Annotated in this window: 22 protein-coding genes; 16 read left to right on the forward strand and 6 right to left on the reverse strand. The window is 69.1% G+C overall.

What is annotated here, in order from left to right; genetic code table 11:
• Positions 1-496: 496 nt before the first annotated feature.
• From purD to AB0E63_RS16635, 11 genes are all read left to right on the forward strand, one after another.
• Entirely contained in the window at positions 497-1,774 is a 1,278-nt protein-coding gene (gene purD, locus AB0E63_RS16585; RefSeq protein ID WP_360366229.1) for a phosphoribosylamine--glycine ligase, read from the forward strand.
• A 146-nt stretch (positions 1,775-1,920) separates the two neighbouring features.
• Positions 1,921-2,493, forward strand: a complete 573-nt coding sequence (locus AB0E63_RS16590; RefSeq protein ID WP_360366231.1) for an RNA polymerase sigma factor — start codon at positions 1,921-1,923, stop codon at positions 2,491-2,493.
• A complete protein-coding gene (locus AB0E63_RS16595; RefSeq protein ID WP_360366233.1) occupies positions 2,490-3,398 on the forward strand; it encodes a hypothetical protein in 909 nt (302 codons plus the stop codon). Before AB0E63_RS16590 ends, AB0E63_RS16595 begins: the two co-directional genes overlap by 4 nt.
• A 23-nt stretch (positions 3,399-3,421) precedes the next feature.
• Positions 3,422-3,871: a glutaredoxin domain-containing protein gene (locus AB0E63_RS16600; protein ID WP_360366235.1), complete on the forward strand. Its 450-nt coding sequence runs from the start codon at positions 3,422-3,424 to the stop codon at positions 3,869-3,871.
• 33 nt (positions 3,872-3,904) lie between these two features.
• A complete protein-coding gene (gene purB, locus AB0E63_RS16605; RefSeq protein WP_360366237.1) occupies positions 3,905-5,341 on the forward strand; it encodes an adenylosuccinate lyase in 1,437 nt (478 codons plus the stop codon).
• 3 nt (positions 5,342-5,344) lie between these two features.
• Positions 5,345-5,701, forward strand: a complete 357-nt coding sequence (locus AB0E63_RS16610) for a hypothetical protein (RefSeq protein ID WP_360366239.1) — start codon at positions 5,345-5,347, stop codon at positions 5,699-5,701.
• 1 nt (position 5,702) lies between these two features.
• Positions 5,703-6,116, forward strand: coding sequence for a hypothetical protein (locus AB0E63_RS16615; protein WP_360366241.1), 414 nt, complete (start codon positions 5,703-5,705; stop codon positions 6,114-6,116).
• 76 nt (positions 6,117-6,192) lie between these two features.
• Positions 6,193-7,575: a bifunctional glycosyltransferase family 2/GtrA family protein gene (locus AB0E63_RS16620; protein WP_360366243.1), complete on the forward strand. Its 1,383-nt coding sequence runs from the start codon at positions 6,193-6,195 to the stop codon at positions 7,573-7,575.
• A 1-nt stretch (position 7,576) separates the two neighbouring features.
• A complete protein-coding gene (locus AB0E63_RS16625; RefSeq protein ID WP_360366245.1) occupies positions 7,577-9,727 on the forward strand; it encodes a glycosyltransferase family 39 protein in 2,151 nt (716 codons plus the stop codon).
• Between the two features lie 347 nt (positions 9,728-10,074).
• Entirely contained in the window at positions 10,075-10,509 is a 435-nt protein-coding gene (locus tag AB0E63_RS16630) for a hypothetical protein (protein ID WP_360366247.1), read from the forward strand.
• A gap of 313 nt (positions 10,510-10,822) precedes the next feature.
• Positions 10,823-11,245, forward strand: coding sequence for a hypothetical protein (locus AB0E63_RS16635; protein ID WP_360366249.1), 423 nt, complete (start codon positions 10,823-10,825; stop codon positions 11,243-11,245).
• Here the strand turns inward: AB0E63_RS16635 and AB0E63_RS16640 are convergent.
• Positions 11,229-11,816: a TetR family transcriptional regulator C-terminal domain-containing protein gene (locus AB0E63_RS16640; RefSeq protein ID WP_360366251.1), complete on the reverse strand. Its 588-nt coding sequence runs from the start codon at positions 11,814-11,816 to the stop codon at positions 11,229-11,231. The genes AB0E63_RS16635 and AB0E63_RS16640 overlap by 17 nt on opposite strands.
• 53 nt (positions 11,817-11,869) lie before the next feature.
• On the opposite strand from AB0E63_RS16640, the gene AB0E63_RS16645 reads away from it, so the two are divergent.
• Together AB0E63_RS16645 and AB0E63_RS16650 are read left to right on the forward strand one after the other, a co-directional pair.
• Positions 11,870-13,036: an FAD-dependent monooxygenase gene (locus AB0E63_RS16645; RefSeq protein ID WP_360366253.1), complete on the forward strand. Its 1,167-nt coding sequence runs from the start codon at positions 11,870-11,872 to the stop codon at positions 13,034-13,036.
• Entirely contained in the window at positions 13,033-13,908 is an 876-nt protein-coding gene (locus AB0E63_RS16650) for a phosphoribosylaminoimidazolesuccinocarboxamide synthase (RefSeq protein ID WP_360366255.1), read from the forward strand. The genes AB0E63_RS16645 and AB0E63_RS16650 overlap by 4 nt, the downstream gene beginning before the upstream one ends.
• 62 nt (positions 13,909-13,970) lie before the next feature.
• Here the strand turns inward: AB0E63_RS16650 and AB0E63_RS16655 are convergent, their stop codons facing one another.
• The 5 genes from AB0E63_RS16655 to AB0E63_RS16675 form a co-directional block, all read right to left on the reverse strand.
• Positions 13,971-14,459, reverse strand: coding sequence for a hypothetical protein (locus AB0E63_RS16655; RefSeq protein WP_360366257.1), 489 nt, complete (start codon positions 14,457-14,459; stop codon positions 13,971-13,973).
• A gap of 109 nt (positions 14,460-14,568) precedes the next feature.
• Positions 14,569-15,195 (reverse strand): CDP-alcohol phosphatidyltransferase family protein, encoded by a 627-nt coding sequence (locus AB0E63_RS16660; protein WP_360366259.1) that lies wholly within the window; start codon positions 15,193-15,195, stop codon positions 14,569-14,571.
• A 121-nt stretch (positions 15,196-15,316) separates the two neighbouring features.
• Positions 15,317-16,642: a hypothetical protein gene (locus AB0E63_RS16665; protein ID WP_360366261.1), complete on the reverse strand. Its 1,326-nt coding sequence runs from the start codon at positions 16,640-16,642 to the stop codon at positions 15,317-15,319.
• Positions 16,642-17,325, reverse strand: coding sequence for an ABC transporter ATP-binding protein (locus tag AB0E63_RS16670; RefSeq protein WP_360366263.1), 684 nt, complete (start codon positions 17,323-17,325; stop codon positions 16,642-16,644). Before AB0E63_RS16670 ends, AB0E63_RS16665 begins: the two co-directional genes overlap by 1 nt.
• A gap of 46 nt (positions 17,326-17,371) precedes the next feature.
• The gene (locus AB0E63_RS16675; RefSeq protein ID WP_360366265.1) at positions 17,372-17,890 is read right to left on the reverse strand and encodes a PadR family transcriptional regulator; all 519 of its coding nucleotides are present in this window, start codon (positions 17,888-17,890) and stop codon (positions 17,372-17,374) included.
• Between the two features lie 114 nt (positions 17,891-18,004).
• On the opposite strand from AB0E63_RS16675, the gene purS reads away from it, so the two are divergent.
• From purS to AB0E63_RS16690, 3 genes are read left to right on the forward strand one after another with little or no spacing between them, the layout of a single operon-like run.
• Positions 18,005-18,256 (forward strand): phosphoribosylformylglycinamidine synthase subunit PurS, encoded by a 252-nt coding sequence (gene purS / locus AB0E63_RS16680; protein WP_360366267.1) that lies wholly within the window; start codon positions 18,005-18,007, stop codon positions 18,254-18,256.
• Positions 18,253-18,924 carry a phosphoribosylformylglycinamidine synthase subunit PurQ gene (gene purQ / locus AB0E63_RS16685; protein WP_360366269.1) on the forward strand — a complete coding sequence of 224 codons (672 nt, stop codon included), beginning with the start codon at positions 18,253-18,255 and terminating at the stop codon, positions 18,922-18,924. The genes purS and purQ overlap by 4 nt, the downstream gene beginning before the upstream one ends.
• Complete coding sequence (locus AB0E63_RS16690) at positions 18,924-20,978, forward strand: hypothetical protein (protein ID WP_360366271.1); 2,055 nt, start codon at positions 18,924-18,926, stop codon at positions 20,976-20,978. Before purQ ends, AB0E63_RS16690 begins: the two co-directional genes overlap by 1 nt.

Below are 20,978 nucleotides of genomic sequence, written 5' to 3' on the forward strand. Positions count from 1 at the left end.
CGACCGTCGCCGTACCCCCGCGCGACCCCCCATTGCTGGGGTTGCCCCCTCACGTGGTGGGTTGCCCCCTCGGATTTTCAGGGGGCAACCCACCAGTTCAGTGGGCAACCCCAGCAATGGGGTCTCGCACAGCGGTGACGCCCTCTACCCGAACTCCCGCCCGACGGCGTGGGGCCAATCCAAGGGAGATCGGTTCGACTTACGGGTTCTGCCCTGGGCATATCGGTAGACAACCCACACCACGAAGGCAGATGCGCTCGAGGGGCGTTGAGCCGACCGGCCAAGACGCGCCGACACCACCCACACACCGAGCAGAAGAGCCGGAGATCCGTTCGGGTTGTGCCTTCTCCCTTGGTGTACCAGGGGAGAGGCACAAGATCAGGGGAGACCCTTTGAATGGTGTCCACGGTGTGGGCACCTGGAGTGGTGTCCACGGTGTGGGCACGATCGAGACACTGATCAGCGCCCAGGCCGGAGCACGCTAGGCTGATGGCCCGTGAAGGTCTTGGTGATCGGCTCAGGCGGCCGCGAACATGCACTGGTCTGGGCGCTGGCCCAGGACCCTGAGGTCGAGCAGGTCGTCGCGGCCCCGGGTAACCCTGGCATCGCCGTGTTGCGCCCGGCGTACGACGGGCAAACGATCGTTTGCCGTTCGGTGGACATTTCCGACCACGATGCGGTCGTCGCGCTGGCCAAGGAGCTCGGCGCCGACCTGGTCGTGGTCGGACCCGAGGCGCCGCTCGTGGCCGGGCTGGCCGATCCGCTCCGCGACGCCGGGATCGCGGTCTTCGGGCCGTCCCACGCGGCCGCGCAGATCGAGGGCTCGAAGGCGTTCGCCAAGGACGTGATGGCCGCGGCGAGCGTGCCGACCGGCCGGGCCTACGTGTGTACGACGCCCGAGCAGGCGGCGGAGGCGATCGACGCCTTCGGGCCGCCGTACGTCGTGAAGGACGACGGCCTGGCCGCGGGGAAGGGCGTCGTGGTCACCTCCGACCGGGACGAGGCGCTGGCGCACGCGGCCGGCTGCGAGCAGGTCCTGATCGAGGAGTTCCTGGACGGGCCCGAGGTGTCGCTGTTCGCGATCACCGACGGTACGACGGTGCTGCCGATGCAGCCCGCGCAGGACTTCAAGCGCCTCGGCGACAACGACGAGGGCCCGAACACCGGCGGCATGGGCGCGTACACACCGTTGCCCTGGGCACCGGACGACCTGGTCGCCGAGATCACCGAGAAGGTGCTCCAGCCGACGGTCGACGAGCTGCACCACCGCGGTACGCCGTTCAGCGGCCTCCTGTACGCCGGTCTCGCGCTGACCTCTCGTGGTATCCGCGTGATCGAGTTCAACTGCCGCTTCGGCGACCCGGAGACGCAGGCGCTGCTGCCGTTGCTCAAGAACCCGCTCGGCGGCCTGCTGTACGCCGCCGCGACCGGCAAGCTGGCCGATCACGGGCCCCTGTGCTGGCGGAGCGCCGCCTCGGTGGCGGTCGTCGTGGCCGCGAAGAAGTACCCGGCCAGCCCGCGCAGCGGTGACGTGATCAGCGGCGTCGACCAGGCCGAGGACGACACCGTCCGGGTCTTCCACGCGGGTACGGCGCTCGACGGCGACGAGCTCGTGACCTCGGGCGGCCGGGTGCTGGCGGTCAGCGCGACCGGCAAGGACCTCGACGAGGCCCGGCAGCGGGCGTACGCGGCCGTCGGCCAGATCCGGATCAAGGGCTCCCAGCACCGCACTGATATCGCCCTCAAGGCGGCTCGCGGAGAAATCACCGTCTGACGCGAAACCCGCGGGAACCCGGGCGCTCGGTCCGACACATCAGGAGTACAAGCCATTCGTGATGTGCCGGAAGGAAAGCCCATGCGTAACGCCGAGACGGAATCTGCCGGGTGAGCGCCGTACAGGCTCTGAGGGGCAGGGGGATCGTGTCAGCCAGTACGGACGCCGACCTGTGGGACCGGGTGTCGGCGGGTGACTCGGACGCCTTCGCCCAGCTCTACGACCGGCATGCTCGCGCGATCTACAACTTCCTGCACCGGCGGACAGCGTCCTGGAGCGATGCCGAGGACTTGACCTCGGCGGTGTTCCTGCATGCCTGGCGACGGCGGTCCGAGGTCGTGCTCGACCGCGACTCCGCCCTCCCTTGGCTGCTGCGCACCGCCGACTACACGGCCCGCAACGAGTGGCGCTCCAAGCAGCGCTACCGCCGGGCCCTGGCCGCCGCCCACCTGCTGCCGAGCGAGATCGACGACCACGCCGAGGAAGTGGTCGGCCGGATCGCCGACGATCAGCGGATCCGGGCGGCGCGCGAGTCGCTGAAACGGCTGCCCCGGCACGAGCGCGACATCGTCGAGCTCTGCGTCTGGGGCGGTCTCGACCAAGCCGCCGCGGCGGTGGCGCTGGACGTCCCGATCGGGACCGTGAAGTCGCGCCTGTCGCGTGCCCGCAAGCGCCTGCGTGAGCTCAACCTTCCTTCGGTTCTGGAGACCCGACCATGAACACTGTGCCCACCCTCCCGCCGGACCGCGACCTTCGCCCGTCCGCCCGCAACCGGCAGCGCGACGAGCTGATCGCCATCGTCGACCACGAGTCGGTCACCAGCCCCACGCGCCGCCGGCTCGTGCCCCTCGCGGCGGCCGCCGCGATCGTCCTGGTCGCCGGCGCGGCGATCGCCGTACCCGCTCTGCGCCCGGGCAAGGACCAGCCACCGGTCGGCGGCGCTCTCGCGACCTCGCAGCTCACGCCCTTGAGCGACGCGGAACGGTCCGCGCTCGAACCCAAGTGCGCTCCCGAGCTGACGCAGCCGAAGAACATCGGTAGAGCGCAGCCTGGGCGTGCGACGCCTGAGAGTGCGAAGCCGCCGACGTCGACGGCGGAGATCATCGACGGTTTCCGGTACACGAACCCGCCCCGCGACGCCGCTGCGACGCAGTGGCTGGTCAAGTATTTCGTGGGTGAGTGGTTCGCCTGTGGCTTCGATCAGAACGGCAAGCTCGTCACCGGCCTGGAGGCGTCCGCGGGGCAGCCGATGTACGGCGTGGTCGACCCGAGCGGAATGGGTACGGGCCTGTACCTGAAATCGGTCCGCCGGATCACCGTCACTCCGCACGGTGGTGAGCCGGTCGAGGCGATCCTGCGGGACGGCTACTTCTACGCTCCGGTGCGACCGCTGGAGATGAACGTGGACGGCCCGCCGAGTACGCCGTTGCCGTACATCACCCGCGGATACGACGCCCGCGGCAAGCTCGTCTACACCAGTGCAGCGACCGTCGGTGAGCGGACCACAGCCAGGTCCAAGTGCTACGTCGATCCCCAAGGCAAGCTGGCCTACTGGATCCCGCCCAAGCCGAGAACGACCACGCACTGCCTCCGGATGGTCGCCTGGGACGACCACCCCGGCTGAGGCTGACCGTGGGGTCACTCTGCGTGCTCTGGAACGATGACTACGTGCTGCGGAGCTGGAAGCTGACCCTGATCGTGCTGGGCGCCGGCGTGGTGATCGCGGGCTTCGCGGCGTCGGACGGGTCGTGGGGGCCCGCCGCCGTCCAGTTGGCGGCGTTCGTTCTCCTCGGGTTCCTCTTCTCGCCGTTGGTGTTTCCACGGTCGGTGAGCGCTGCCGAGGCGACGAGACGGGGAAAGCCCGTCGTCTATTGGCGGCCAGGGTGCCAGTACTGCCTGCGGCTGCGGCTGATGACGGTCGGGGTTGCCGGGCGGGCTTCGTGGGTGAACATCTGGCGCGACCCCGAGGCCGCGGCGGCGGTCAGGGCGGCCGCGGGGGGAAACGAGACGGTTCCCACGGTGGTGGTCGGTAGTGACAGCCGGGTGAACCCGAGGCCGCGCTGGGTGCGCGAGCGGTTGCGATCCGGGACCGTGTAAGAGCCGACGTGCGGGACCAGGGAGAATAGGGGCGTGTCGAAGCCCAGCAAGCCCCGGATCCCCAATGTTCTCGCCGCCCGTTACGCCAGTTTGTCGATGGCGCAGTTGTGGTCGCCGGAGTACAAGATCGTGCTCGAGCGGAAGCTCTGGGTGGCGGTGCTGAAGGCTCAGCGGGAGCTCGGGGTCGCGGTGCCGGACGGCGTCGTCGAGGACTACGAGCGGGTGATCGACCAGGTCGACCTGGAGTCGATCGCGGCCCGCGAGCGGGTCACGCGGCACGACGTGAAGGCGCGGATCGAGGAGTTCAGCGCGCTCGCCGGGCACGAACACATTCACAAGGGGATGACGAGCCGGGACCTGACCGAGAACGTCGAGCAGCTGCAGATCCGGGCCGGGCTCGAGCTCGTCCGGGACCGCGCGGTGGCGACCGCCGTACGGCTGGGGCAGCAGGCGGCCGACCACGCAGCGCTGGTGCTGACCGGGCGCTCGCACAACGTGGCCGCGCAGGCGACCACGCTGGGCAAGCGGTTCGCGTCGGCGGCGGACGAGCTGCTGGTGGCGATCGCGCGGATCGAGGAGCTGCTCGAGCGGTACCCGATGCGTGGCATCAAGGGCCCGGTCGGTACGTCGCAGGACATGCTCGACCTGTTCGGCGGCGACCCGGCGAAGCTGGATCAGCTGGAGAGCGACATCGCCGCGCACCTCGGGTTCAGCCGGACGCTGACCAGCGTGGGCCAGGTGTACCCGCGGTCCCTCGACTACGAGGTCGTCTCGGCGCTGGTGCAGCTGGCCGCGGGTCCGTCGAGCCTGGCGACCACGATCCGGCTGATGGCCGGGCACGAGCTCGTCACCGAGGGGTTCAAGGAGGGCCAGGTCGGGTCCTCGGCGATGCCACACAAGATGAACACGCGATCCTGCGAGCGGGTCAACGGTCTCGCCGTCATCCTGCGTGGGTACGCCTCGATGGCGGGCGAGCTGGCCGGCAACCAGTGGAACGAGGGTGACGTCTTCTGCTCCGTCGTACGCCGGGTTGCGTTGCCGGACGCGTTCTTCGCGCTGGACGGGTTGTTCGAGACGTTCCTGACCGTGCTGGACGAGTTCGGGGTGTACCCGGCAGTGGTTTCGCGCGAGCTCGAGCGGTACCTGCCGTTCCTGACCACGACCAAGGTGCTGATGGCCGCGGTCAAGAACGGTGTCGGCCGGGAGACCGCGCACGAGGTGATCAAGAAGCACGCGGTCGCCACGGCACTGGACCTGCGCAAGGGCCTGGCCGGGAACGACCTGTTCCACCGGCTGGGCGAGGACGGCCGCCTCGGCCTGACCGAGGAGCAGATCGTCGGCATCGTCGGCGAGCCGCTGTCCTTCACCGGCGCGGCCGTCGCCCAGGTGAACACGGTCGTCGCCAAGATCGACGAGCTCGCCAAGCGCTACCCCGATGCCGCCGCCTACACGCCGGGTGACATCCTCTAGTCCGTGTTCGAACCGCTCACCTGGACGCTGGTCGCGCTCTCCCTGGCCGCGATGGTGTTCGCCATCGTGCTGGCCGCGCGGGACAAGCGGATCAACTGGACGCTGCTGGGCGTCCTCGGAGTGATCGAGGCCGGTCTGCTGGCCCAGTTGGTCATCGGCATCGTGCAGTTCGCCGGGACCTCGCGGGACGTCTCGGGACCGTTCTTCATCGGGTACCTGATCGGCTCGCTGCTCATCCTGCCGATCGGCGCGCTGTGGGCCCTGGCCGAGAGCAGCCGGTGGGGAGCCGGTGCGCTGGCGGTCGCCTGCCTGGTGATCCCGGTCGTCGAGCTGCGCCTGCACGAGATCTGGACCGCCTGACATGACCGACCCCGTCGAGACCCAGCACGACCCCGTGGCGACCAGGCACGGGCCGGGCCGGATCCTGATCGCGGTGTACGGCGTGTTCGCGCTGTCCGCCACCGCCCGGGCCGGCGTACAGATCGCGACCAAGTTCCACGAGGCGCCGATCGCCTTCCTGCTGTCGGCGCTGGCCGCGGTGATCTACTGCGCGGCGACCTTCGCGTTGGCCAAGGCAACCAAGGTCTCCCGGCGGGTGGCGACGGCGGCGATCGTGGTCGAGCTGATCGGCGTGCTCGCGATCGGGGCGTTCAGTTACGCCGTACCCGACGATTTCCCGGATTCGACGGTGTGGTCGCACTTCGGGCAGGGGTACGGGTTCGTGCCGCTGGTGCTCCCGGTGCTGGGTCTGCTCTGGTTGCGCCGTACGCGCTGACTGGGCGTCCTTACTGCCAGGAAACTGCCAGCGCTGCACAGGGGCTGACTAAGGTTCGCCGGACAGCATCGGTGACATGCAGATTCCAGGTCACGACAGTGGTCCGTGGTGGAGGTTCTCCGGCGCTTCCGCCGCCCAGACACGCACCTCGCGGCGGCGGGCAGAAAGCCACGATGAAACCCGCATCGAGGCTTCCTCCCCGCCTTGCGATGCACGCACCTGGACGTCGGAATCACTCGGACAACCTCCACCACGGACCACAGCGGTCGAGATCGTCGTACCCGTCAAGAACGAGGAAAACGACCTCGGTCCGAACATCAGGCGGCTGCGCGAGTTCCTGGACACCGCCTTCCCGTTTCCGGCCGAGGTCTGCATCGCGGACAACGGAAGCACGGACGCGACCTATGAGATCGGTACGGTGCTGTCCGCCGAGCTGCCCGGAGTCCGGATCGTCCGGCTCGAGCAGTCCGGTCGCGGCCGCGCGCTGAAGCAGGTCTGGTCCGAGAGCACCGCCGAGGTGCTCGCCTACATGGACGTCGACCTGTCCACCAACCTGAACGCGCTGCTGCCGTTGGTCGCACCGCTGCTCGCCGGGCACAGTGATGTTGCCATCGGCACCAGGTTGTCGAACGGCTCCCGAGTGGTCCGGCGTCCGAAGCGGGAGTTCATCTCACGCTCGTACAACCTGTTGCTACGGGCAACCTTGAGCGCACACTTCTCCGACGCCCAGTGCGGCTTCAAGGCGATCCGCGCCGATGTCGCGCGGGAGCTGCTGCCGCTGATCGAGGACACCAGCTGGTTCTTCGACACCGAGCTGCTGGTGCTGGCGGAGAAGGCCGGGCTGCGGATCCACGAGGTCCCGGTCGACTGGGTCGACGACCTCGACTCTCGGGTCGCGATTGCGAAGACAGTGAGCGAGGATCTGCGGGGGATCGCTCGACTGATGCGCAGCCGCATCGACCTGGAGCCGATCCGGCAGAAGTACGGTCGCCCGCGGATCCTCGACCCTCGTACGGCGATGGCCGCGCGGGTGCTGCGGTTCTGCGCGATCGGGGTGCTCAGCACAGCGGCGTACGCGCTGCTCTATCTCGTGCTGCGGCAGGGCATGCCGGCCCAGGTGGCGAACCTTCTGTCGCTGCTGATCACGGCCGTCGGCAACACCGCTCTCAACCGGCGGATCACCTTCGGCGTCCAAGGCGTGCAGAACCGGTGGCGGCATCAGCTCCGCGGTCTCGTTGCGTTCGGCATCGGCTGGAGCCTGACCGCCTGCTCGTTGTGGCTGCTGCACACGGCGGTCGCCGTACCGCACCAAGCGGTGGAGATCACCATTCTCACTATCGCGAACCTGGCCGCGACCGTGGTCCGATTCAGCCTCTTCCAGGCGTGGGTCTTCGACGACGACGCGCCCACCCTTCCCACCTTCGAACCACCCGTCCTCGAGAACACCCGGAGTAATTGATATGGCCACCCTCACCGATCCCGTCGAGGCGTCACCACGCCGGGCCGGACCACGAGCGATCACCACCCAGTACACGCTCAGCCGGGACAAGATCCTGTACGGCGGCCTACTGGCGCTGACCGCGATCGCGTACCTGTGGGGACTGTCCAAGAACGGCTACGCCAACGAGTACTACGCGGCCGCCGTCCAGGCCGGGTCGACGAGCTGGAAGGCCTGGTTCTTCGGGGCGTTCGACTCGTCGAGCTTCATCACCGTGGACAAGACGCCGGCGGCGTTGTGGGTGATGGGCCTGTCCGGGCGGATCTTCGGGTTCAACACCTGGAGCATGCTGGTCCCCGAGGCGCTGATGGGCGTCGCGAGTGTCGGCTTCGTGTACGTGTCGGTACGGCGATGGTTCTCGGCGAACGCCGGGTTGCTGGCCGGTGCGATCCTCGCGCTGACGCCGGTCGCCGTACTGATGTTCCGCTTCAACAACCCGGATGCGCTGCTGATCCTGCTGCTGGCCGCCGGTGCGTGGGCGGTGACGCGGGCGATCGACTCCTCGGCGCACGCGGCTCGGTGGATGATGCTGGCCGGGGCGCTCGTCGGGTTCGGGTTCCTGACGAAGATGCTGCAAGCATTCCTGATCCTGCCGGCGTTCGGTCTGGCGTACCTGATCGCCGGGAAACCCAAGCTGGGCAAGCGGCTGGTGCACAGCGTGCTCGCGCTGGTCTCGCTGATCGTCAGTGCCGGCTGGTGGATCGCGATCGTGGAGCTCCTGCCGGCGTCTGCTCGCCCATACATCGGTGGCTCGCAGAACAACAGCATTCTCGAGCTGACGCTCGGCTACAACGGGCTCGGTCGGCTGAGCGGCAACGAGACCGGCTCGGTCGGCGGCGGTGGTGGCGGGAACGGCGGCGGCATGGGCTGGGGTGGCGCGACCGGCCTGCAGCGATTGTTCACCGGTGAGTTCGGTTCGCAGATCGCTTGGCTGCTGCCGGCTGCTCTGCTGGCGACGATCGTTCTGGTGGTTGCTGCGGGCAAGGCGCCGCGGACCGACAAGACGCGGGCGTTCGCCATCCTGTGGGGTGGCTGGCTGGTCGTCACCGGGCTGACCTTCAGCTACATGCAGGGGATCATCCACAGCTACTACATGATCGCGCTGGCGCCGGCGATCGGTGCGCTGATCGGTGCCGCGATGGCGGTGCTCTGGCGGCGTCGTTCGCAGTGGTTGGCTCGGGCAACGCTGGCCGGTGGTGCGCTGCTGACGGCCGGCTGGAGCTTCCGGCTGCTGGCCGAGACGCCTACCTGGCACCCGTGGCTGCGGTGGGTCGTGCTGCTGACCGGCGTACTCGCCGCTGGTGCACTGGTGTTGCTGCCTGAGTTGAAGTTGCATCGTACGGCGGCTCGGCGGGCCGGGGTGTTCGCGGGCGCGCTGCTTGCGGTGAGCGCGCTGACCGGACCGACGGCGTACTCGCTGTCGACGATCAGCACGGCGCACGCCGGAGCGCTTCCGTCCGCTGGGCCTTCAGGCGCCGGTGGGATGGGTGGCGGTCCCGGCGGTGGCGGTGGCTTTGGCCGCGGTGGCTTCGGTGGCGGCCAGATGGGTACGCCGCCCGGGCAGAACGGCACCGGTGCGACGGGCAACGGTACGACCGGGAACGGCACGACCGGGAACGGCACCACCCGGAACGGGACCACCGGAAACGGGACTACCGGGAACGGCACGACGGGTGATGGTGCGACGGGGAACGGGACGACCGGGCGTGGCATGGGCGGCAGCGGTGGTGTCGGTGGGTTCCTCGGTGGTGGTGGGATCAGTGGAGTGTCGAGTGAGCTGATCACGTTGCTGCAGAACGGTTCCAAGGGCTACACCTGGGCGGCCGCGGCGGTCACGGCGAACGGCGCCGCACCTCTGCAGATCGCCTCCGGTGAACCGATCATGGCGATCGGCGGCTTCAACGGCACCGACCCGGCGCCGTCCCTGGCCGAGTTCAAGGAACTGGTTGCCCAGGGCAAGGTCCACTACTTCATCGGCAGCGGTGGCGGCGGGATGATGGGCGGCCGCAACGGCACCTCCAGCGAGATCGCCACCTGGGTCGCCGAGAACTTCCAGTCCCAGACCGTCGGCAACACCACCGTCTACGACCTCACCACCAGCACCACAAACTAAGAATCCGGAGTACTCCTATGACGCAAAACCCCACCTTCAACCCAGGCGCCACCCCCGAAGACAGATGGCAAGCAGCCCAAGCCGCAGCCAACCCCCCGGCCCCCGGCTCCACCCCCCAGCCCACCGCAGGCGACGCACCCCAGCCCGCTGGAGGTGCGGCCCCGCAGTACGCCGCAGGCGGCGCGGCCCAGTCGGCCGGTGCTGCAGGACCGCAGTCCACCGGCGGCGTAGGGCCGCAGTTCACCCCAGGTGCAGCGGCCCCGTCGCCTGGAGGTGCGCCACCCCAGTCGACTGCGGGTCCGGCGCAGCAGTCCGCGGCTGGTGTGGCGGCGCAGGGTGGCTCGGCTGTGGACGGGGGCGGGAAGAGCGGTGGGCGGCCGAGCAACCTGATGATGGCGGGTGCGGGCTCGGTGCTCGCAGTACTGGCGTTCCTCGGCGGCCTGGCGGTCGGCCACGCGTCGGATGGTGGCTCGAACCAGCAGAACCAGTTCGGCGGCCCCGGCGGCGGGCAGTTCCCGGGCCAAGGCCAGTTCCCGGGCCAAGGCACCGGCCAGGGCAACACGGGCCAGGGCAACGGTCAGGGCCAAGGCTCAACCGGCCAAGGCAACACCGGCCAGGGGCAAGGCTCAACCGGCCAAGGCAACACCGGCCAGGGGCAAGGCTCAACCGGCCAAGGCCAGGGCACCTTCCAGGGCCAGGGCCACGGCAACACCGGCCAGGGGCAAGGCACGCAGCCCGGCACCGGCACCCAGAACTCGAACGGCCAAACCCAAACGAGCTGACCCAGCCCGAACGCACCCGCACCGAACCCGGTAGCAGGATGCGGATCAATCGACCCAACCGGACAAGCAGCCCGGCGGGCCCCGAGCGGACACTTGGGCCCGTCGGGCACCCCCACGCCGGGCATCCCGCGCCGGCCGTCGGGCGTTCTGGACATCTTTGTGCATGGGGTCCGCATGTGAGCGGTCTGGTGGTGAGGAGTGGTGCACAAAGTGGGGTGGGAGTGGCAACCAAGTGGGGCGGACTGTGGCGACGGAGGGTTACGACACGCGGCTTACGGTTCGCGAGGGGGTGGGGTGGGGTAAGGATCGGTGCGTGGAATGGTCGAACGTCACCTGGTTCCTGACCGCCCTTGGTGCGGTCGTCGTGCTGCTGACGCGCGTCCGCCTCGGCGGAACAGTGGTGGATGGCACCGGTCACGGTGCCGGGCGGGCGGGATACTCCGCCTCTCTGCTGCGAGTTCACACCATCGTTGGTGTTCTGACGTTGCTGGGGTGGGTCGTTGCCCTGGTCACCGATCAGCGCGCGATCGCTCTGGTGGTGCTGGCCGGATGGTGGCTGTTGGCAATCGTCGGCTTGTTGCTCCTGGCCCGTTGGTTGCCCAGCGGCGGTAAACACTCGGAGGACGCCCAGGGTGACGCCTGGGGCTCCGGCGCCGGCCTGTCGCTGCTCGGCCACGTCGGCATGGTGGTGGGCGTCGGCTACTTCACCTTCGTCGCCCTCACCGACCGGTTCTGAGCCCCTCGATCAGTGCCGTGACAGAACGCCGTACGCCGGCCTCGAACGCTTCTGGTGAAAGCGTTGCCCCCGCCCCGGCGACCCGGTCGTAGAGGAGCCCGTCCATCATCGCGGCGACCGGCCATGCCGCTTCCGACGGATCGGGTACGCCGAGCCCGTCGAGCAACTGGGCCAGCAGCGCCCGCAACTGCCGGCCGCCTTCGTTGATCGCGGCCCGCAGTTCCGGTTGACGGCTCGCCTCGAGCGACAGCTCGTACCGCGCGATCAGATCGTCCGGCCGATCCCGCGCGAGCCCAACTGTCATCCCCACCATCAACTCCAACGGCGGTACGTCCAGGCCATCCGGCGTGGACATGCCGCCGACGTCCCGGGTGAGCATTCGGTTCACGCAGGCGGTGAGGAGGGCGTTGCGGGTGCGGAGGTAGTACGACGTGGAGCCCGGTGGCAGACCGGCTTCCGCGTCGACGGCGCGATGGGTCAGCCCGCGCAGCCCGCGGGTCGCGACGAGGTGGATCGCGGCGTCGGCGATGGCGTCCTGGCGATCCGTGCCCAGTGGTACCTGCTTCGTCACGGCGGCCATCCTCGCACTTCCCAACCAGACTCTACAGATGTAGAGTACTGCGCATGAGTACGGCGATCGTGGTGGGAGCGGGCATCGGCGGGGTCACGGCGGCCGTCGCACTGCAGCGGTGCGGGTGGCAGGTCACAGTCCTGGAGCGCGCTCCGGAGCTGGGTGAGGTGGGAGCCGGGATCTCGGTCTGGCCGTCGGCGGTCGCCGTCCTCGAGGAGCTCGGGGTGAAGGGCGTCGAGAAGGCGGCCGCAGTGTCGAAGCCGGCCGGCATGCGCAAGCCCGACGGTCGCTGGGTCGTCGAGGCGGCCGATCTCGGTGTCGAGATCCCGGTGATGATCCACCGGGCGCAGTTGCACGACCTGATCACGGCCGAGTTCGGCCCGGCCGTCACCGTTCGGACCGGGTTCACCGTCACCGGCGTCGAGCAGGACGACTCGGGCGTGTCGGTCCGGAGCGCTGACGAGGAGCTGCGCGCAGATCTGGTCGTCGCCGCCGACGGGCTCCGCAGTGTGATCCGGTCCGCGCTGCACCCGGAGCACAAGGGCCCGCAGTACTCCGGCTACACGGCGTACCGGGGGATTGCGGACGTGGATACCGACGACGGCGGCGGCGAGACCTGGGGACGGGGGCAGCGGTTCGGGTTCGCGCGGCTGATCGACGGCCGCATCTACTGGTACGCGACCGCGAACCAGCGCGCCGGCCAAGGTGGCGACCATGCTGCGGTCACGAAGGCGTTCGGCGACTGGCACGACCCGATCCCGAAGCTGCTCGCAGGCTCCGCGACCGTGCTGCAGAACGACATCTATGACCTCGCGCTGCCGCTGGTCCCGTTCACCCATGGTCGCGTCGTGCTGCTCGGGGACGCCGCTCACGCGATGACGCCGAACCTCGGCCGCGGCGCCTGCTCGGCGATCGAGGACGCCGGCGCCCTCGCCCGCCACCTCACCGAGAGCACTGCTCCGACCCCGCTCTCCAACGAGAGCACCGCTCCCACGGCGCTCTCGGCAGAGAGCGGCGCTCTGAGCGCTGCTCTCGCCGCATACGACGCCGAGCGCCGTCCCGCGACCACCAAGCTGGTCAGGCGATCCCGGAGCATCGGACGAGCCGGCCAGCTGGAGAACCGGGTGGTCTGCGCGGTCCGCGACGGACTGTTCCGCCTCGGCGGAAAGCTGGTGTCCCTGCGGAGGCCGAGAAGCAAGGTGGAACAATCGCCGGTGTGATCACACCTCCGCAGGCGCCCGAGATTTCCGGTGCGAAGCACATCCACTCCGGCAAGGTCCGGGACCTGTACGAGCTCGAGTCCGGCGATCTCCTGATGGTCGCGAGCGACCGGATGAGTGCGTTCGACTGGATCCTGCAGCCGCACATCCCGGACAAGGGCAAGGTGCTCACCGCGATGAGCCTGTGGTGGTTCGAGCAGTTGGACGTGCCGAACCACATCGTCTCCACCGACGTACCGGCGGAGGTCGCGGGCCGGGCGGTGGTGTGCGAGAAGCTGGAGATGTTCCCGGTCGAGTGCGTCGCCCGTGGGTACCTGAGCGGCTCGGGTCTGCTCGACTACAACGCGACCGGCGCGGTCTGCGGGATCCCGCTGCCGTCGGGGCTGGTCGAGGGTTCCCGGCTGGACGAGCCGATCTTCACGCCGGCGACCAAGGCCGACCTCGGCGAGCACGACGAGAACGTTTCGTACGACGCTGTCGTGGCGACCGTCGGCGCGGACACGGCGGCTGCCCTGCGGGACCTCACGCTGGACGTCTACAGCCGGGCGCGGGTGATGTCGGAGGAGCGCGGGATCATCCTGGCCGACACGAAGTTCGAGTTCGGTGCGCGGGCGGACGGGACGATCGTGCTGGCCGACGAGGTACTGACGCCGGACTCGAGCCGGTTCTGGCCGGCCGACCAGTGGGCGCCGGGCAAGCAGCAACCGTCGTACGACAAGCAGATCGTCCGCGACTGGCTGCAGTTCGAGTCTGGGTGGGACCGCCACTCCGGTGAGGCCCCGCCGCCGCTGTCCGATGAGGTCGTCGAGCGCACCCGAAATGCGTACGTCGGGGCCTACGAGCAGCTGACCGGCCGGAAGTTCAAAAGCTAAGAACCGCCGCCTTCGGCGGCGGGGTAGGGGGAAGCGGCCGGGGTCGGAGAGGGCGGCGAGGGCTAGAACAGGCCGACGCCTAAGGCCAGGAGGATGAAGCGGCCGGCGCGGCCGGCTAGGACTGAGAGGGCGAACGTGAGGACGCCCATCCGGGAGGCGCCGCCGATCAGGGCGACGCCGTACAGGGGTGGGATGCCGACGAACGCGCTCAGCAGGGTGACCGGAATGCCCCAGCGCCGGTCGCTCATCGCGTCGAGGAGCCGCTTGCTGACATCGCGGTTCCACTGCACGAACCGGCCCCAGCGCGTCTCCAGATTGACCGACTTCGGCTCCTTGGCCTTCCGGGCGGCGTACCCGGGCCGGTAGCGGACGGCCAGGAACATCGCGACCTTGCCGATGGTCTGCCCGATCGACACCCCGATCGCCGCCACCACCGGGTCCAGCGCGCCGGAGACGCCGACACCGAGGACGTACGCCTCCGCGTTCATCACCGGTACGACGGCGGACCCGATCCCGAAGCCCACCGCCAGCGCAAGCTGCCAGACCCACATGACTCCGAGGCTATGCGTCGCAACCAACGTTGCCACGCAACTCAGCCCCACTCCCGGGACGAACCAGGGCCCCGCCCGACCGGCTCCCTCGCACCCTTGACACTCACGGTCAGGGCTGACCGGGTACGGCGGACCGCCGTCCGCGCAGGATCGCGATCAGCCGGTACGACGAGATCACCTTGACCACGCACGCCGCGAGCGCGATCGAGTACGGCAGCCACTGCGCGCCGGTCTGGTGCGCGACGATCAGCGAGATCACCACGGCGGCGGTGTTCACCGCCTTGGCCGGCTTGGACCAGTTCCAGATCCAGATCGGCCGGTCGACCTTGTAGAAGTAGTTCGGGCTGAGCGTGCCCGGCCAGAGCAGGAACGCCAGCGACAGCATGGTGTCCAGTACGCCGAGCTGCACCAGGAAGATCGCCAGTGGGCCGATGGTCGCCGGAAACGTGGCCATGAACGCGGCCGCCAGCAGAAACGAGCAGGCCCGGTCGCAGACGATGTCGAACACCGCACCGGCCACGGACTCCTCGTTCCGGTAGCGCGCCACCGCACCGTCAGCCATATCCCCCAGCCAGTAGGCGGCGTAGCCGACCACCAGCCAACTCAGCAGCCCACTGCGGAAGGCGATCGCCGCGATCACCATCGCCACCACAGTGCGAACCAACGTGATCCGGTTGGGAACGCCTAGCAGGAACGGCGGCCGGACCGCCAAGGGAATCGAGGTCGTCGTGGTCATGGGGCCTCCCGGCCTGGACTGAGGAGCGGAGGGAGCGAAGCGACTGGAGCGACGGGGGAAGGCCGGGAGTCAAGGCCCCGTGACCCTGCCGGCGCCGAAGGCCTGGCCAAAAGCACAGTCATTAAGCTGCCCTCAGGTTCTCGGGATCTAGTGCGTCCTGGAGTTGGTTGCGGAGTAGGAATCCGGCAGCGGCGCCGCCGAGCAGGCCGAGCAGCCAGCCGCCGACGGTCAGGGCGGCGGCGGTGATCATCAGGGTCGGCGTGAACGGATCGATCGCTCCGCCGACCAGTCGGGCGAGGCCGAGGACCGCGCCCAGGAGTAGTCCGGTGGCGAGCGCCGGTGCGGCGATCGCGGTGAGCTGGCGGCGGATGACGCGGCGCAGGAAGCGCACGTCGACGCCGAGTGCGGTGAGGCAGGCGAACTGGCGGCGCTGGTCCACCAGTTGGTCGGCCACGCCGACGATCAGTGCGGCCATCGCGGTCAGGACGACCACCAGCAGGCCGAGAACACTCATCCCGAAACCTGTGGCGTAGAAGGCCGGCTCGTAGAACACGTCCCGCGACGCCAGGACGGACACCAGCCCGTTGACCAGGGTGCCGACCAGGAACCCGCAGCAGCCGAGCAGCATCGCCATCCGGGCCGATGATCTCGCGTCGGTGACCAGCCGGATGCCGGTCAGCAGGTTGGCCGGGTCGTTGGATCGCTTGAGCCGGGCGCCGACGATCCGGATCCACATCGGGGTGAGGCTCAGGAAACACAGCGCCAATCCGACAACCAGGGCAGTCGACGCGACGTACCCGAGCCAGCGAGCCGTGGCGAGGCCGAGGACGATCATCAGCGGACCCGCGATGATGCCGGTGCGCGTCGGCTCGGCCGGGTGCTCCTCGCGAGGCAGCAGGTCGTCGCGGTGGAGCAGGCTGCCGATCAGCGCACCCGCACCAGTCGTGATCACGACCACCGGGATCCAGATCAGCACGTCCACCAGCTCGGCTCCGGGGAGGAGCTGGGCCATCCTCGGCAGCAACCCCAGTAGCAGGCTGAGCACCAGATAGACCGGTCCCGCGAGCAGTCCGCCGGCCAAGCCCGCCATGGCCGCGTCGGTCACGGACAGCTGTCGCACCTGCTTGCTGGACGCGCCAGCCAGTCGCAGTGCGGCCATTCGCCGTTCGCGCGCCGCCGTACCGAGCCGCAGGGCCTGAACGGCGAGGCCGCCGGTGAGCAGCGCGATGATCACGAGGATCGCGATCAGTCCGGCGCGCAGTCCGCTCTCGGCGACGTAGTTGCTGTAGATGGCCTTCGGCAGCTCGTTCTTGCCCAGCCGGACGATGCGCAGCGCACCCAGCAGCAGCGCACCGCTGAACGCGAGCGCCGCAGTGGCCAGCTGGATGCGGCTGCGGTCAGCAGGCGTGCGCGAGCGGGCAAGTCTCACCAGCGTCTCGAGTGTCATCAGAGCACTACCTCGTGCTGGATCACGCCGTCACGCAGCCTGATCTCACGGTCCGCCGAGGCCGCTATGAGGTTGTCGTGGGTCACGATCAGCAGTGCGGCGCCGCGGTATCGGGCGGACTTCAGTAACACGTCGAGCAGCTCCTGCCCGGCCCGGCTGTCCAGACTGCCGGTGGGCTCGTCAGCCAGTACGACGGACGGTCCGGTGACCAGAGCTCGGGCCACGGCCGCCCGCTGCGTCTGACCTCCGGATAACTCGGCCGGAACGGCTTCCGCCTCATCAGCGATGCCCACCTGCTCCAGCCAGCCCCGTGCGGTCTCCTGCGCCTCCGCACGCTCGTGGCCGTCGAGGAGCAGTGGCAAGGCGACGTTGTCGAGCAGCGACAGGTCCGGCACCAGTTGGCCGAACTGCAGCACGATCCCGACCTTCGTACGCCGGAGCCGTGCGCGCTCCGCCTCCGGAAGAGCGGTCACGTCCTGGCCGGCCAGCCGGACGGTGCCGTAGTGCGGGCTGAGGATGCCCGCCGCACAGTGCAGCAGAGTCGACTTGCCGCAGCCGCTCGCACCCGTGATCGCGACCACCTCGCCGGCCTTGATCTGGAGGCTGACACCACGCAGCGCCGTGTTGCGGCGATACGAGTACTTGATGCCGGTGAGCTCAAGGGCAACCTGGGGCTGGGTCATGGGAGGCCCCATGACCCGCGCGCCGGAGGCGCGGCTATCAACACGGTCATGATGAGCCTCTCTGGTCGGAGATGTGTTCCAGTGCGCTGTCCAGCCAGCGGAGGTCAGCGTCGAGGTGGGCCACGATGTACTCGCGGACCAGTGGTGACGTCGGGTCGTCCTCGGCCGGGGTCTCCCGCAGCTCGCGGATCCGGCGCAGGTGGCTTGCGCGCTGCCGGGCCAGGAACGCCGTCGCGTCACCACCGGTGCGGATCGCGGCGACGAGCTTGCGAAGTACCTCGTCCGCACTGCCCCAGGCGGGCGGCACCGGATCGTTCAGCCAGTCCGCGAGGTGGTCGCGGCCCTCGGTCGTCAGTGCGTAGACAGTCCGGTCCGGTCCGCCGCCGGACGTCTTCTCGACCACCTCGACGAGCCCGTCACGCTCCAGCCGCCCGAGGGTCGTGTACACCTGCCCGAACGCCAGCGGCCGGCTGTCGGGGAACCACAGGTCGTGGCCGCGCTTCACGTCGTACCCATGCGCCGGGCCGGCCGAAAGCAGCCCCAGGACGAGCTCGGCGGTAGCCATAGCCGCGACTATACACTGCGTATATGTACTGAGTGAATAGTCCGCGATGCGGCGTTCTGGCGCGCACTCGGTAGGATTCAGGCGTCACCCCGGAACGAGACCTGGAGTAAGTCAGTGGCTCGCGTTGTCGTCGATGTCATGCTCAAGCCCGAGATCCTCGACCCGCAGGGCAAGGCGGTGCACGGCGCGCTCGGTCGGCTCGGCTTCGACGGCGTGGCCGATGTCCGTCAGGGCAAGCGGTTCGAGATCACCCTGGACGGCGAGGCGACCGAGGAACGGGTCGCCGAGATCCGTAAGGCCGCCGACACGCTGCTGGCCAACTCGGTGATCGAGGACTTCACGCTGCACGTGGAGAACGAGCAGTGAAGATCGGGGTCGTCACCTTCCCGGGCTCGCTGGACGACGTCGACGCCCGTCGCGCGGCCGCGGTGGCCGGTGCCGAGGCGGTCGCGCTCTGGCACGGCGACGCCGACCTGCACGGGGTCGACGCGGTCGTCCTGCCGGGCGGCTTCTCGTACGGCGACTATCTCCGCGCCGGCGCCATCTCCCGGTTCGCCCCGGTGATGGAGACCATCATCAAGAAGGCCGGCGAAGGCCTGCCGGTGCTGGGGATCTGCAACGGCTTCCAGGTGCTGTGCGAGTCGCACCTGCTGCCCGGTGCCCTGATCAAGAACCACCACCGCAAGTTCATCTGCAAGGACCAGCCGCTGCGGATCGAGAACAACCGCACCGCCTGGACCAGCGACTACGACGCCAACCACGAGATCACGATCGTGCTGAAGAACCAGGACGGTTCGTACGTCGCCGACGAGGCGACCCTGGACCGGCTGGAGGGCGAGGGCCGGGTGGTCGCCCGCTACCTGGACGAGAACCCGAACGGCTCGTACCGCGACATCGCCGGCATCACCAACGAGCGGGGCAACGTGGTCGGCCTGATGCCGCACCCGGAGCACTGCGTCGAGACACTGACCGGCCCCAGTACGGACGGCCTGGGCTTCTTCACCTCGGTGCTGAAGGCCGTCGTCTCCAGCTGATGAGCTGCACCGGGTTGTGGCGCCTCCTGGGCCGCACCCTCATTCTGACCGCGGCCGTCCTGCTCGTCGGCGCGAGTACGGCGAACGCGCAGCCCGCGAGCCTGATGGCCAAGGTCGTGGTGATCGGTGTACCCGGCCTGACCTGGAACGACGTCAAGGCTTCAGCCGAGCTGACCGCGTTGGTGAACCAGTCCCACGTCGGCTCGATCACAGTGAAGACCGCCGGCCCGCACACCTGCCCGGTGGATGGCTGGCTGACGATCAGCGCGGGCACCCGGGCGTGGGGCAGCGTGGCCGACCAGCCCTGCGGTGACCTGCCCGCGGTGAGCGACGGCAAGGTCGCCGACTGGCAGACGTACGTCGACCGCCAGGCAGAGCACCACACCGGCGCCCCCATCGGCCGCCTCGGTGCGAGTCGCGACCGGGTGTGCGGATTCGGCCCTGGCGCGGCGATCGCAGTGGCGAAGCCCGATGGTTCGGTCTCCAACTGGACTCCGGACTTCAATCCGCTCAAGCTCGCCAGCACCGCGTGTGGTGATGCCATCGTCGACGCCGGGGCGTTGCCGCTCGGAGAGGGGCGGGCGGAGGCTAGGAAGCACGTCGCCGACCTCGTCGCGCAGGCTCGGGCCGCCGGTGGGTGGGTGTTGCTCGTGGGCATCAGCCAGGAGACGGCTACGGCCCACCAGGAGCCGCTCGTCGCGATGCAACTGCCGCCGGACAACGGTCCGCGCTGGCTGACCAGCGATTCGACCCGTCGGCCCGGTCTGATCCAGTTGACCGACATCACGGCGACTGTCCTGCGCGGAGAGGCCAAGGAGGTAGACCCGGCCGGTTCGGCGAAGCCCGGACCGCTGGACGGGAACGAGATCCACTTCACCGGTCCCGTGCACACCAACGCGGACGCGGTGATCGAGAACCGGCTGGACGCCAACCAGCGGTTCGAGCAGCCACGTCCGGTGCTGGTCGCGGTGTCGATGACCATCCTGGCCGCGGAGCTTCTCGCGCTGGCGTGGTTCTGGATCACGCGCAGTCCGCGGTCCCGGCGTACGTTCGTCTTCACGCTGCTGACGCAGGGCGGGTTCTTCATCGCGGCATTCCTGTCCACGGCGACCGTGTGGTGGCGGTGGCCGGCGCCTGGTTTCTCCTTGTACGGCGTGGTTCTCGGGATCAGCGCGTTGTTCGCGGCCGTGACGCAGGTGTTGCTGAAGCGCTATGCGTTCCTGGGGATCACAGTGGCGGCGTACGCGATCCTGATGGTGGACGGCGTACTGGGGACACCGTTGCAGTTCGGCAGCATGTTCGCCGACGGGCCCGTGGTCGGTGGACGATTCTATGGCTTCGGCAACTCCACTTTCGCGACGCTCGCCGTCGCTGCGCTCGTCACCGCCGGTTGGGTCGCGCAGAAGCTGATCGACAAGAGCAGAGTGCAGGCTGCGCTTGCTGTGCTGGCTATCGGCGGCGCTGCGATCGTGGTGGACGGCAGACCGGGCTGGGGGACCGACTTCGGCGGCATTCTCGCGCTGACCCCGGCCGTGCTGCTCATGGCCTGGCTGACCTGGCGGGGCAACATCTCCTGGCGCGCACTGATCGGTGTCGGCGTGACCGGCGTACTCGCGGTTTCCGCTGTTGCCTTCCTCGACTATCTGCGGCCGCCGGACCAGCGGAGTCACTTCGGCACGTTCGTGGCCCGGCTGCTGGACGGTGACGTGAGCGACGTACTGATCCGCAAGCTGGAGATGGCCGCGCAGTACTTCACCGGTCCGGCGGGCTGGGCGATGCTCGTCGGCGTGGTGCTGGCGATGCTCGCCACCGTGCTGCCGGACCGGGTCCCGTTCCCGGCGTACCGCACCTTCTACACCAGTCTGCCGATGATCCGCCCCACTCTGCTCGCGCTGTCGGCCTGCGGCCTCATCGGCATGCTCCTCAACGACGCCGGCGTCACCCTCCCCGCGATCATGACCGGCTTCGCCGCTCCACTGCTGGTGGCCCACCTCGTGGCCTCCGAGCAGCCAGCTACCGTTTCACCTGAGTCCCACCTAGTGCAGGAGTCCTGA

Source organism: Kribbella sp. NPDC026596 (genome assembly GCF_040638415.1).
Lineage (GTDB): Bacteria > Actinomycetota > Actinomycetes > Propionibacteriales > Kribbellaceae > Kribbella.